The organism is Congregibacter brevis, assembly GCF_045689245.1.
GTDB lineage: Bacteria > Pseudomonadota > Gammaproteobacteria > Pseudomonadales > Halieaceae > Congregibacter > Congregibacter brevis.
In genome coordinates this window covers 2981492-2994462 of record NZ_CP136865.1, presented here as the reverse complement: position 1 = coordinate 2994462, position 12971 = coordinate 2981492, and the positions used below count along the sequence as shown (strand labels likewise).

Annotated in this window: 13 protein-coding genes and 1 riboswitch; of the genes, 7 read left to right on the top strand and 6 right to left on the bottom strand. The window is 54.3% G+C overall.

All coding sequences use genetic code 11. From position 1 onward, the window contains the following. Position 1 precedes the first annotated feature (1 nt). The 4 genes from R0137_RS13285 (at position 2) to sstT (ending at position 3107) form a co-directional block, all read left to right on the top strand. Entirely contained in the window at positions 2-211 is a 210-nt protein-coding gene (locus R0137_RS13285) for a cold-shock protein (RefSeq protein ID WP_009022001.1), read from the top strand. Positions 212-311: 100 nt separating this feature from the next. Further along, positions 312-854 (top strand): winged helix-turn-helix transcriptional regulator, encoded by a 543-nt coding sequence (locus R0137_RS13280; RefSeq protein ID WP_407326890.1) that lies wholly within the window; start codon positions 312-314, stop codon positions 852-854. A 133-nt stretch (positions 855-987) separates the two neighbouring features. Beyond that, entirely contained in the window at positions 988-1779 is a 792-nt protein-coding gene (locus R0137_RS13275; RefSeq protein ID WP_407326889.1) for a class II aldolase/adducin family protein, read from the top strand. 125 nt (positions 1780-1904) lie between these two features. Then, positions 1905-3107, top strand: a complete 1203-nt coding sequence (gene sstT, locus R0137_RS13270) for a serine/threonine transporter SstT (protein ID WP_407326888.1) — start codon at positions 1905-1907, stop codon at positions 3105-3107. Positions 3108-3123: 16 nt separating this feature from the next. On the opposite strand, the gene R0137_RS13265 is transcribed toward sstT, so the two are convergent. The 5 genes from R0137_RS13265 to R0137_RS13245 form a co-directional block, all read right to left on the bottom strand. Continuing rightward, positions 3124-3999 (bottom strand): helical backbone metal receptor, encoded by an 876-nt coding sequence (locus R0137_RS13265; RefSeq protein WP_407326887.1) that lies wholly within the window; start codon positions 3997-3999, stop codon positions 3124-3126. After that, positions 3980-4801: a heme ABC transporter ATP-binding protein gene (locus R0137_RS13260; RefSeq protein WP_407326886.1), complete on the bottom strand. Its 822-nt coding sequence runs from the start codon at positions 4799-4801 to the stop codon at positions 3980-3982. Before R0137_RS13260 ends, R0137_RS13265 begins: the two co-directional genes overlap by 20 nt. Continuing rightward, positions 4798-5745: a FecCD family ABC transporter permease gene (locus tag R0137_RS13255; protein WP_407326885.1), complete on the bottom strand. Its 948-nt coding sequence runs from the start codon at positions 5743-5745 to the stop codon at positions 4798-4800. The genes R0137_RS13260 and R0137_RS13255 overlap by 4 nt, the downstream gene beginning before the upstream one ends. A 66-nt stretch (positions 5746-5811) precedes the next feature. Then, positions 5812-6423 (bottom strand): cob(I)yrinic acid a,c-diamide adenosyltransferase, encoded by a 612-nt coding sequence (gene cobO, locus R0137_RS13250; protein WP_407326884.1) that lies wholly within the window; start codon positions 6421-6423, stop codon positions 5812-5814. Continuing rightward, a complete protein-coding gene (locus R0137_RS13245) occupies positions 6413-8326 on the bottom strand; it encodes a TonB-dependent receptor plug domain-containing protein (RefSeq protein WP_407326883.1) in 1914 nt (637 codons plus the stop codon). Before R0137_RS13245 ends, cobO begins: the two co-directional genes overlap by 11 nt. A 145-nt stretch (positions 8327-8471) precedes the next feature. After that, a riboswitch (cobalamin riboswitch) is annotated at positions 8472-8654 on the bottom strand. Positions 8655-8779: 125 nt separating this feature from the next. Here R0137_RS13245 and R0137_RS13240 point away from each other — a divergent pair. Next, positions 8780-9301 carry a DUF501 domain-containing protein gene (locus R0137_RS13240; protein WP_407326882.1) on the top strand — a complete coding sequence of 174 codons (522 nt, stop codon included), beginning with the start codon at positions 8780-8782 and terminating at the stop codon, positions 9299-9301. Between the two features lie 71 nt (positions 9302-9372). Beyond that, positions 9373-9966, top strand: coding sequence for a DUF2452 domain-containing protein (locus R0137_RS13235; protein WP_407326881.1), 594 nt, complete (start codon positions 9373-9375; stop codon positions 9964-9966). 20 nt (positions 9967-9986) lie between these two features. Here R0137_RS13235 and R0137_RS13230 read toward each other — a convergent pair whose 3' ends face one another. After that, the gene (locus tag R0137_RS13230) at positions 9987-11519 is read right to left on the bottom strand and encodes a S10 family peptidase (RefSeq protein ID WP_407326880.1); all 1533 of its coding nucleotides are present in this window, start codon (positions 11517-11519) and stop codon (positions 9987-9989) included. 233 nt (positions 11520-11752) lie between these two features. On the opposite strand from R0137_RS13230, the gene R0137_RS13225 reads away from it, so the two are divergent. Further along, positions 11753-12958 (top strand): cytochrome C, encoded by a 1206-nt coding sequence (locus R0137_RS13225; RefSeq protein ID WP_407326879.1) that lies wholly within the window; start codon positions 11753-11755, stop codon positions 12956-12958. Positions 12959-12971: the final 13 nt, after the last annotated feature.

The window sequence follows — 12971 nt, the reverse complement described above, 5'->3', positions numbered from 1 at the left end:
TATGTCCGAAACAGTTACTGGTACCGTGAAGTGGTTCAATGAGTCTAAGGGCTTCGGTTTTATCGAGCAGAAGAGCGGCCCCGATGTATTCGCTCACTTCAGTGCTATCACTGGATCTGGATTCAAGACTCTGGCCGAAGGTCAGGCAGTTGAGTTCACTATTACACAGGGCCAGAAGGGTCCTCAAGCCGAGAACATTGTCGCCGTATAAAGCGCAGTTTTTTCGGAAGAGGCAAGCCAGAAATGGCTTGCCTTTTTTTGTGCCTGCGAGAAAGTCTATATCAGGATTTTTACTGCTTTAGGAGGGTTGCATGCGTTGGGATGACATTGATTTACAGGTCTGCTCTGTAGCCAGAGCCTTGTCAGTAGTAGGCGAGCGTTGGACTCTGCTCATTCTACGAGACGCCTTTTTTGGAACTCGACGGTTTGATCAGTTTCAATCAAATCTCGGAATCACTCGGCACAGGCTGTCTGAGCGCCTTGGCAAGCTAGTCGATCAAGGAGTTTTAACTCGGGTCCAATATAGTGAGAAGCCACCGCGACACGAGTACCGCCTGACCCGAAAAGGACTCGGGCTTTATCCGGTTTTGATGATGCTGGGTCGATGGGGAGATGAGTGGATGGATCGTGGCGACGGTGCGCCGGTAGAGTATTTTCATCAGAGCTGTGGTCAAAAAACTCGACCTGTTATGACCTGTAGTGAGTGCCATGAAGACCTTCGTCCCCAACATGTCACCCCTATGGTTGGGCCCGCATTGGCGAAACATGTGAAAGGTGTACGGGTTGGAGAAACATCACTGCCTTCGTTTCCGCATCTGGAGCGCGAAGACAGTGATCAACTGTTGCAAAGTTAGGCGCAGGCAAGGTTTCGGTGATCGGTGCCAGAAGTGAGATTAGACGGTAATGCGTCTAATTAGAGAAATTTATCCGTTCATGCGCTAGCATTGAGTACAAATTGGAGCCTTAAGATATTGAAGGAGAGTAACTATGGGTGAAGCAGCAGCTGACCTGGTGATGAATCAGGGCGATACGGTCACCATGAATGAAGTACTCGATGACGTCGCGGCAGAGCGGCTTAAGCGCAAGCAACGTCTCGCAGCATCGCTACGTATTTTTGGTAAGTTCGGTTTTGATGAGGGGGTAGCGGGGCATATCACCGTTCGTGATCCGGAGCATGCGGACCATTTTTGGGTAAACCCCATGGGGCGTTCGTTTAAGCAAATGCGCGTAAGTGATCTCTTGAAAGTTGATCATTCGGGCAATGTGGTTGAGGGCGAGGGCCTGCTTAACGGTGCGGCATTTGCTATCCACTCACGGATACATATGAACCACCCGGAGATTACCGCCGCGGCGCATTCGCATTCGGTGTACGGGAAGTCCTGGTCTAGTCTAGGCCGCAAACTGGATCCGCTCACTCAAGACTCCTGCTCCTTCTATGACAGTCACGAAGTGTTTGAGGATTTTTCGGGTGTGGTGTTAGACGTTTCCGAAGGTGATCGTATTGCTGAGGCACTGGGCGATAACAAAGCCGTGATCCTGCAGAACCATGGCCTCTTGACGGTCGGTGAAAGTGTCGACGAAGCCTGTTGGTGGTTTGTGGCGATGGAGCGGAGCTGCCAGGCACAACTTATGGCTGAAGCTGCTGGGACACCTAAGCTCATACCCCATGATGTGGCGGCCAGCACAGCAGAGCAGGTGGGGTCCCACTTGGCAGGCTGGTTTAGCTTTCAGCCTCTCTACGATGTCATTGTGGCTGAGCAGCCTGAGTTGCTGGAATAGGCAGTGAGTTAACCGTAGGTTTCCCCAAAGCCCGGCCCAGTGCCGGGCTTTTTCGTTTATGAATACGTGGGTAAAAATCACCTGCCCTGGCGTACAATAGGACGCTTTCCCTACGAGGTTGTGCCGTGGAATTTTCACAGATCGGGCTTGTGCCGCGAATATTAGCCGGCGTTGTTGCTGGGGCATTGGTAGGGATGTTGTTTCCTGGACTGGCAACGGAGCTAGGCCTTCTGGGGCAGCTTTTTGTGGCGATGCTCAAGGCTGTAGCGCCACTGTTGGTGATGCTCTTGGTGATGTCTGCAATTGCGAATCGACACGAGAGATCGGCGGACTCTCGCCGCATTTTCGTCACTCTGATTTTGTACTTTGTCGGCACCATGAGCGCAGCGCTCGTGGCGCTACTCTTGTCCACGGTGTTTCCACAGACCCTGAGTTTGAGTGGCGCCGCGGACGGAGCTCCTCCCGCGGCGGTAGCAAGTGTCCTTCGGGATGTTTTGTTTAAGATGGTTGATAACCCTATCAATGCGCTTTTGACGGGCAATTTCTTGGGCTGCCTCAGCTGGGCTATTTTGTTAGGACTGAGTTTCCGTCGCGCATCGGATGCGTTTCGCCAAAATCTGCAGACGCTGGCTGATGGTGTTGCGGACATTGTTCGCTACGTTATTGCTCTTGCGCCTATCGGAATCTTTGGCCTTGTTTGCCTTACCGTGGCGACCACCGGCGTCGAAGTGTTAGCCGATTATCTGAGCGTCGCGGGACTGCTGGTTGCTGCGATGTTGATAGTGGCACTGCTGGTCAATCCCTTTTACGTCTGGCTATTAACGAGAAAAAACCCTTATCCGATTGTCTTTCGTTGCCTTGAAGAATCCGGTGTTACGGCGTTCTTTACCCGCAGCTCTGCCGCAAATATCCCCGTGAATCTGGCGTTGGCTAAGCGGCTCGGTATTAGTGAAGAGCTCTATTCAGTGACTATTCCTGTGGGTGCGACGGTGAATATGGCGGGGGCGGCGATCACTATCACAACACTCTCTGTCGCCGCGGCGCATACCTTAGGCGTTGAAGTTTCCTTCGCTCAAGCGCTGCTGCTGTGCATTGTCGCCTCGCTGGCGGCCTGTGGTGCGTCTGGGGTGCCTTCCGGGAGTTTGCTTCTCATTCCGCTTGCCTGCGGTCTGTTTGGTATTCCCGTAGATATCGCCATGCAGGTTGTCGCAGTGGGGTTCATCATCAGTGTGATTCAAGATTCTGCGGAGACTGCACTGAATTCCAGCACGGACGTTGTCTATACCTATGCAGCGGAGCACGCTCGCCTCGGCGAGCGAACGGATTAATCGACGGCGTTCGCGCTCAGGAAGACTTTAGTCTCTTACAGATTTGCCGCATACCCTCCATAAGGCGCAGTGTTGGTCTGTGGAGAAAGTCTGGATTGATCACCGCAATATTGCCCTCGCGAACCGAGCGAAGTTGTGGGTACTTGCTCCAGTGCTGTGCTTGGGCGGCACTTTCCGTAATGATGAAGGCGGGATCTTCTGCCAGAACTTGCTCCAGGCTCACCAAAGGCGCGAGACCCGTAATCCCTCGTGTGACGCTATAAGCTCCGCAGCGTTCGATGACCTCGTTCAAGAGATGCTCCCGGCCGATGCTTTGTAGAGGCTGATCCCATAGTTGCAGGAAAACGCCCGGCGCGTCCCCTTGGCTTAGGCTTCTTTCTCCCCCTATTTCACTGAGGTCTTCCTCTAGTTCCTTTGTGGCAACTAAGCCTTCCGCAAGATGTCCGGTAAGTACACTCAAGGCTTCGAGGCTTTCGCTGAGCTCTTCCAGAGAGCGTATTTCGTCCACAAAGTATGGGAGCCCTAGGCGCTCAATGTTCGCGCGCAGACCGGTGGGGGTGCCCGAGCCCCAAAGGATAATCAGATCAGGCTCTAAGGCGACAATATTCTCCAAGCTTATGGAACCCACACCACCGAGCCTTGGTATTGACTTGGCTGATTCCGGGTAGTCGCTATATTGAACGGCGCCTACAATCGAACCTTGTGCGCCGATGCTATACAGGTTTTCGACAATGTGCGGTGCGAGCGCAACGACGCGCTTCGCGGGTTCTATAAGCTCCACCCGCCGTCCGTCAGAATCGGTGGCGACCACCGTGGCCAACGCTGGCACATGAGTTGTCAGGCATAGAAACAGTAAGGCGAAGGGGTAAGTTCTAAGTACTTTCAAAGACATTGGCAACGGGGTCCGGATAGACAAAGGGTAGTGCGTCGCCGTCACGGTTCATGGTTTTAATGGGGAAGCTGAAAACCTCACTCAGCGAAGCGTTGTTCAGTTGTTCCTTGGTTGATCCTATAGAAAGGATTTTCCCGGACTTTAGAAGCATCAGCTTGTCGGCGCAGCGACTGAGCAGATTGATATCGTGCATCACTAAAAGTACAGCGCAGCCTCGATCGCGCAAGTTTCTAATGATACGAAGAAAGCTCTCCTGATATCTGACATCGAGAGCAGAGGTCGGCTCGTCCAGAATGAGAAGCTGGCCGGCGAGGTCTTCTTGCCGGTCGCTGGGGAGAAGCTGTGTTAACACCCTTGCGAGTTGGGTGCGCTGTTTCTCCCCGCCACTGAGCGACTGATAGCTGCGGTCGGATAGAGCGCGGATCTGACAGGTGTCCATCGTTCGCTCAATGACTTCCTCGCCATTGCCACCAAGGTCGCCGTGGGGGGAACGTCCGAGGGCAACGACCTGACGGACTGTGAAGTCAAACTGTAAGCTCATGGCTTGGGGCAGCACTGCCATGCGGCGCGCACGCTTTTTAGGTGCCATGGACGCTAGATCTTCGTCGCCAAAGATGACTCTGCCGCTGCTGGGTGAATGCTCACAACAACTAAGTCGCAAAAGACTGCTTTTTCCTGCGCCATTACTGCCCGCTATGCCAAGGATTTCACCGCTTGCGACTGTGAAGCTGAGATTGTCTAACACGGTGTCTGCCGCCAAACGCAGGGAGGCTTGCTGCATTTCAAGGACAGGGCTGTTCATGAGATGACAAGTCCCGACTGATAGCGGCGAAGAAGAATCAGAAAGAAGGGGACGCCCAGTAGCGCTGTGATGATACCCAGAGGAATTTCCCCGGGAGCGAGTAGTGTTCGTGATAATAGATCGGCAAGCACAAGAACTAGCGCTCCGAGGAGCGTGCAACGTGGAAGTAGGGCTTTGTGTTCAGGCCCGCTGTACAGCCTCACCATGTGCGGCACTACCAGCCCTACAAATGCTATCGCGCCTGCCAAGGCCACGGTGACACCCATACCTGCGGCAATGAGAGATGTCATTAGTGCTTTGCTTCGCGCGGTGTCATAACCGAGGTGTCCGGCCTCGGCTTCGCCCAGTAAAAACGCATTGAGCACGTTGCGTAGGGGCAGCGACGCGAGAATCACTAGCGCCAACGCAGTACACGACAACGCCAGGCTGTGGTAGTCAGCCCCCGCCAAAGACCCCAGCCGCCAGACTGCTACGCGTCTTAGGGTGCTGTTATCTACGGTCATTTCCAATACGCTGACTAATGCCCCGGCTAGTGCAGTTATGGCGACGCCCGCGAGCAGCAACGTAGACACAGAGGTCCCTTGGGTAGTGCGTGCTATCTGGTAAACAAGGCCCGTGGCGATAAGCCCGCCCGCGAAGGCGCCCACAGAGATCGATAGGTCAGCACCCGTTCCTGCACCTATACCTAGGGCAAGCACCAAGGCCCCACCCAATGAGGCTCCCCCGGTGACACCAATCAATGAAGGGTCAGCTAGGGGGTTTCGGAACATACCTTGAGAGAGTGCACCCGTGAGGGCCAAGAGCCCACCAATCGCGGCCGCCTGCAACACCCGCGGCAAACGCAGCTGTAGAATCAGAGTTTCATGAAGAGCTTCGCCGCTTCCACTCAGTACTGCAAACACCTCGCTAAAACTTAGGGGTATGGCCCCCAATGTGAGGGCCATGCAGATTGCCACAACGAGCAACAGCGTTAACGACGGTGGGGCGCCAAGCTTGATGGAGCCCATCGGTCAGTAGTCGACGCCGCGCCGCGCCATGATGCCTGCGTTGTAGGCATGCTTTACATCTTTGACTTCCGAGACGGTATCCATGATCTCTCTGAGGCCTGCGCCGCCGCCGCGACCGGTGACCACAACGCTCTGCTCTCTGGGGCGGTTTCGGATTGCGTCCAGAATTTCCTCTTCGCTGAGGTAGTCAAAGGAGAGCATGTAGGTCAGTTCATCCAGGACAACTAAATCGAGGTTAGGGTCCTGTAGCATTGCCCGCGCTTGCTCCCAAGTTGTTCGCGCCGCCGCGATATCGGAGCTACGATCTTGCGTGTCCCAGGTGAATCCCGTTCCCATTTGATAGAAGGCGATCTCGGGGCAGTGGTCACGGACATAGATTTCTTCGCCGGATAACTGCTGTCCCTTAATGAACTGAACGATGCCGATTTTGTGGGCATACCCCAAGGCCCGTAGCACCATCCCAAAAGCAGAGCTGGTTTTACCCTTGCCGTTGCCGGTAAGCAAAATCCCAACGCCACGTTCAATGTCTGCTGCGGCTATCGAGGCATCAACGGACTCTTTCTGCTTCTCCATTGCTGCTTTGTGACGGGCCTCCTTCTTGTCATCAGAACTCATAACGCACTCCTGCATAAGCTGCCTGGCCTGCGGTATTGTAGGTCGGTATTTCTACGTAGTCTTCGTCTAGCGCATTCTCAAGACGCGCGTAGATCGTTAAACCTCTGAACAGATTGATGCTAGCGTTTACGTCCATCAGTACATAGTCATCCAGGGGATTCCCAAGGGTATCAACGGCGTCTGTCGAAGAACGTAGGTTAATGCCAAGGCGCAGTTTAGATTCGGGGTCAATGTAGGCGAGCCCTAGGTTGGCAAGGTGCTCTGGTCGGAATGCCCGTTGTTGGCCATCGGCTGATGTGGTCTCGTTCCATGTGTAATTACCGGATAGTCGGAAACCCAGAGCCAGCGGTAACTCCGCAATCAGCTCAATGCCCGTGGAATCTGACAGCCCCGCATCCTGTATGTATCCCGAGAACGCGATGAGATCAAACGTGATGAGGTCGTCGATCTCCTGATCGAACCAGGTCGCTTCGAGATAAGTGCCGGACTCCGACGCCCAGGCGATACCGACGTCGTAGCCCTCGCTGGTCTCTTCTGTAAGAACAGTGTCAGATGCGGGTGGCGACGCAAAAGGTCCATTGTTGTAGCTGATTTCGTAGAGACTGGGAGCGCGAAATCCGGTTCCATAGGCGCCCTTTAGTTTGAGCTCTCCCCCCGCCATTGTGGTTGTCCAAGCGCCGCTGAGCCGATAACTGATGTAGTCACCGAAATCATCATTATCGTCATAGCGCAAACCGGCGGTTACGCTTAGCTGATCGTTAAAGTGGCCCTGATATTCGCCATAGACACCGGTTTGATCTCTAGAGCGGTCAAAGCTACCGTCATCAATGGACTCTTTCTCGCGATCTACGCCATAGACCAGCGATAAGCCATCGGACTGAAGCCACTGCCCGACGTAGCTCAAACGCTCCAGGGACCCTTCGGCTTGAAAGAACGAGACCCCTTCAGCGAAGAAGTCTCGATCAGTCGTGTTTTCACTGTAGGCCAGCTCGTGGGTGAACTGCTCTTGGGTCAGCGAGGCAGAGAGCCTCCAACTGTTCTGTTCAAAACTATCGTCGCAGGCATTGGTGGGTAGAAAAGCGCTGTTAAAACAAGCATCGAAGGCATTTTCCCCTTCCACTTGCCGAACCACACCCTCAATACGAAGCTGGTCACTCAGATTCCATCCGCCCCGCGCGTGAAGGGTTTGGTTTTCGTAGCCATCATCATCTCTCAGGTCCGTATCCGTGTTCCGGGCATTAAATCCATCGGTAGAGAAGTCAGCGCCGCTAATCAGAAAGTCACCCGCTTCGAAGGTGCCACCGATGCGACCGCTTAATTGCTGCGTACCATAGCGACCTTGTTCGATGGCGACTCCACCGCCCAGGCCTTCGTCAGGTGTTGCGGTGCGGATGTTGATTACACCGCCCGCATCGGCGCCATAAGTAAGACCTTGGGGGCCGCGGAGAATCTCCACCCTCGATATACCGGTGGTTAGTAATTGCTCCAGACGCGGGCTGACCTGCGGGCTCGAAGTGTCGCTGATGTCTATGCCGTCGATTATGACAAGAGTCCGGTAGCCTTCCTCGCCGCGAATACGCAGGCTGGTGGCCTTGCCCGCGCCGCCGTTGTTTGTTGCAGCGACTGAGGCTTGCGTACGAAGCAGGTCGGGTAAGCTCAAGAAGCCGCGTTGTACGATTTCGTCTTCGGATAAAACGGTTACAGAAGTCCCCACCTCCCTAAGGGGAGTAGGTACGCGGGATGAACTAATCACAACTTCTTCTAAAGGATTTTGTGCGGAAACGTTCATAGCGGTTGCAAACAGCCCGCAAGCTAGGAGTGCGTTACGGGGCGTATTAACAAGCGCTTTACGTGCGGCGGTACTGTTTTTACTGCGCGCGTTACTTCGTGTGTTGCTGTACATGTGTGTGTCCTCAATTGCCAAAAAGGGCGATTGAGGGAGGGGATCAAGGAAACGAAACACCGCCTGTGCCCGAGTAGCTCTCAAATACGGGAGAGTGCTCTCGGCAAGGACTGTATTCAGCGACCCTTAATGAAGCCCTCCGCTCCATCGGTGCTCTTGCCAGGGCAGGTATCGGGCTCGTAGTGTTTTGACACACTACCTACCGTTGCGGGGGCAGCTCAGGCTTGTACCAATAGAGCGATAAGCTCTTATAGGTTTTGTACCTGCTTCCCTTTTAACCTGACCCGATACGTGTGTATCGACAGGCACCCAAGGCGAGCGGGAGAGTAGGCTTCTGTCCTGGTATTGTCAAACAATCGTAGGTCAGGGTCTATCGAGGGCTACGGTGAGCACAATGGCAGACCCTGCTCCTTAAGGCTGTGATGAACGGGCGACAAAAGGTATCGTTGCACCATGCAAGCAAACGAATTTAAAGACACGATTGATGGAGCAATGCTCGCGGTTATTGAGGCCCGCCTCGGCCGACCTGCTCGCGGCTTGAGGTCCGTGGCCGTGGCAGACGCAGACGGCGGCCCCTCGGTTATTCGCGTAGCCTCAGTGGTCGACGGTAAACCCTTTCCGACACTGTTCTGGTTGATAGACCCGTCACTAAATCTGCGGATTGACAGAGAAGAGGCTACCGGCCTCATTGCCAGGTTTCAGTCCGAGATTGATAGCGACGAGGCTCTTAAGCGGTCCATGAGTGATGATCATCGCAGGCATATCCAGCTCCGGGAAACTTACTTACAACAGGAAGAGCGGGAGCTACTGGAGAGTAGGGGACAATGGGCCGCGTTGGCGGAGCGAGGGATTGGCGGCATCGCGGATTTCACGCGGATTCGCTGTCTCCATACCTGGTACGCGGCGCATCTCGTGGAGCCCAATACGGTAGGCCGGTTGCTGGATATTTACTGGAACGAGTCTGAAGCGGCCTAGGAAAAGTGTGCGGCTCCGCAGTTAGTCGGTTGATTAAAGAACCGGGCGCGGTGTTTTGACGTAAGTTAAACATGTCGCGTAATCCACACAAAAATCCTAATCCTCAGGGCAAAGGCCTTGTACCGGTGCTCGCACACTGGGATGAGACCCGTCCCGCTACCGTGAGTGCGAAGGCGCCTGCCGAGTTACTTTTTGACTGGTTTGCGTCGGTGCTTGTGCTGTCTGCGAAGTTTCAGTTTAAGCCTGCCTTTGGCCAGCTTTACTATCTCTACGCAAACGGCGGAGAGTGGCAGTTATCTCTGGTGGGTCCTATGGAGTGGGGCGATCGTGAAATGGGAGACTGCCTGGGCACATGTAGACTAAACGGAGATATGACCTGGTCCATAACTCCTGATGAAGGCATAGCGGATAACGCGCGGCTCCAGGTAGCTTTGAGTACTCTGGTCGACTCATTTATGCAGGGTCTGGAGAGTGACGATGCATTGGAGGACCACTTGCCTGGGTATCGCCGGGAGTTGCCCTATTATCAACGGATGCTCGCCACGGGGTTGGGGGCGTCTTTGCGAGATTCGGCCGCCGCAGCGAACACGCTACAATCGCCTTTACGAGTGATGTTGGAAGATGCAGGTTCAGAGTTCTCCCAGCGCCTGCTCCACGCAGAGTAGTTGACTCCCGCTCTCAATCGTCAGCGCAACTGCGCCTCCAGAAACGAGCGCACGTCCCTCAACAGATCTACTCGCGCGTCTTCATTGACATACATCATGTGGCCACCGCCGTAGTATCGATAGTCCACGCGATCTGGCGTGATGCCGTAGCGGTTGAGAGTGTATTCCGCGTCAAAGAACGGTGTCACCAGATCGTAGTAACCGGAAGCAACGAGCACTTTGAGCCCTGGATTAGCTTCCAGCGCGCTCACCAGATTGTGTGATGTGTTTACCCAATGCGGTTCCCAGGCGGACTCACGCCCGTTGGGGTTCCAGTTCCACTCGTCACTTAGTTGTGGGTCAGAGGGTGATAGGTAGCTTCGATCCCAATCTACGCCCAAGTCGCCTTGTATATAGCTCATCATTGCAGCCTTGTACGCACCGCCGATGGCGTTGCTCGCGGCATCGAAGTCAGCGCGGGCTGTTAGATCGTCCACGGGATCTCCGACGTACCGGCCGTCAAGGCTTCCCACTATTTTTCCTTCGTCGCGCAAAAGCTCTTTGGCAAAACGGTTTCCCCGTACTCGCAGATTGGCACGGTCCACGTAGTCAGGTGTCAGCCCTGTGAGTCTGGCGAGTTCATCGCGCACCTTCGATCGCGTATCCGCATCAAGAGTGTTGCCCTTAAATAGTGCCGGCAGAAGCTCATCTACCGCGAAATCGCGCGCACTTTGCACCCATTCTTCGAGGCTTGCACCTTGTGCATCGACCCGCTGGTGGTAGTACGCAGTGGCGGCCATCGTCGGAACGTAGGTGATGTGCGATATCAGGTTGTCCGCGACATAAGGGGTTGACCCTGCATAGTCCAAAGCCTGGGAGATGAAGACGATCCCGTTTAGCGTCACGCTATGCTCATTCTCAAGAATGTCAGCGACGAGAGCTGCTCGGGTAGTGCCATAACTCTCGCCCATGAGGAACTTAGCTGAATTCCAGCGTTGATTATCGCTCAGCCATTGACGGATAAATGCGGCGACTGATTCCGCATCTTCAGTGAGCCCCCAGAACTCCTTGCCCTCATGATCGCCCAGGGTTCGAGAATATCCAGTGCCTACCGGGTCGATGAAGACCAGGTCCGTAACATCAAGAATTGTTTCGCTGGAATCTACCAGTGGGTAGGGCGGTGCACCAGCGTGGCCCGCGTTCGAAGGTACAACAACGCGTTTAGGGCCAAAGGTACCCATGTGTAACCACAGCGATGCGCTCCCCGGCCCACCGTTCCAGACAAAGGTAACGGGGCGATTTTTGCCGTCATTGATGGCGACATAGTCAAAGCTGAAAATTGCGGCGGTTGCTTCGCCGTCTATATCTTGCAGGTAAGTTTCACCTGCCCGAGCCCGATAACGGAGCTTCTGACCGTTAAAAGTACCACTATGCTCCGAAACGAATTCGGTAGCAGCGGGGATGGCGGGAGTTTTAGCGGGCGTGTCTTCCGTGCTATCTGCGCTGTAGCTTGGCGCAGCGCATAGCGCGAGGGCAATAAAAATGCCGGTAAAGGCTGAACGTAGGGACTGCATCTTCATCTCCGGTGGCTGATTCCACGTATTAAGAACAGAGAATAACAATTACCCAAAACAGTTGCAGATGTTCAGCGAAGTTCGAACGCATTGTCCTCTGAAAGCTCTTTCCCGTAGGAGTTTCATAGAATTATTCCTGATCGAACCAATGGTTTGCCGTCGCCATCAGGTCACTGATCTATCCGGAAAGTGCTAGGCTTAGTGAGGTCAAACTACTGATGAGAATGAATGTCATGGGTTCTGTAACTGGAGTGTTTTCTCGATCACTGTTACTCGTGGCTTTGGCGGTATCTGCTGACGCACAGGTTTTGCCAGACGGTGAGGGCAAGGCGCTGGTAGAAAAGCTCTGCATTAGCTGTCACAGCACATCGCGAATCGTGAATTCCGCGGGTTTTGACTCAGCCGAGGAGTGGCGTGGGCTCATCGGGAGCATGATTAAACTGGCGGATCCTCAGGCACACAGTATTTCTGAGTACCTGGCGGCAAATTTTCCAGCGAAAGAAGAGCGTAAGCCTACACTTATCGACGGCCCCCTTGAGATCAATATTGAGGAGTGGATCGCGCCTACCCTCGGCCAGCGGTCTCGAGACCCTGTGGAGGCTCCTGATGGAAGCATCTGGTGGACAGGAATGTGGGCAAGCCTCACCGGAAGACTAGATCCCGAGACGGGGGACATGCAGGAGTTCTATTTACCTCCGGCGGCACGTCCCCACAGTATTGTTCCTGATGATGGAGGGAACATTTGGTACACAGGGAATGGTAACGCAACGATAGGCAAGCTCGATCCGCTAACGGGCCTGATAACAGAGTATCCGACGGAAGCGCGAGACCCTCATACCGCCATATTCCACCCGAACGGGCACCTGTATTTCACCTCTCAACACGCGGGTATGCTGGGTCGTTTGGATCCAGCAACTGGAGCTTTGCAAGAAGTGAAGACCCGTGCAAAACCCTATGGCATTAAAGTCGGGCCGGACGGACGACTCTGGATTGCTCATAACGGTACCAATGCGATTGCGGTCATGGATCCCGGCAGTATGGAGATTGAATATTTCGAGATTCCCGATGAGAAAACACGCATCCGTCGCCTCGACATCGCAAGCGATGGTCGAGTTTGGTATGTCAACTCATCGCTGGGGCGTATCGGTGTTCTTGATCCATCAACGGGTAGTACACAGGAGTGGCCTTCCCCCAGTGGCCCCAAATCGCATCCTTATGCCATAGCGATCATTGACGACGTTGTCTGGTACAACGAGTCTGGAATGCGTCCTGACGCCTTAGTGCGTTTCGACCCTTCCACAGAGAGCTTTCAAAGCTGGGCTATACCTTCCGGGGTAGGCATCGTCCGCCACGTGTGGGTGACCCGTGAGGGGGAGCTACTCATTCATCAGAGCAGCAGCAATCGTATTGGTCGGGTCACTATCGAGAGCTCTGATTAGGCGGCTTTTACAA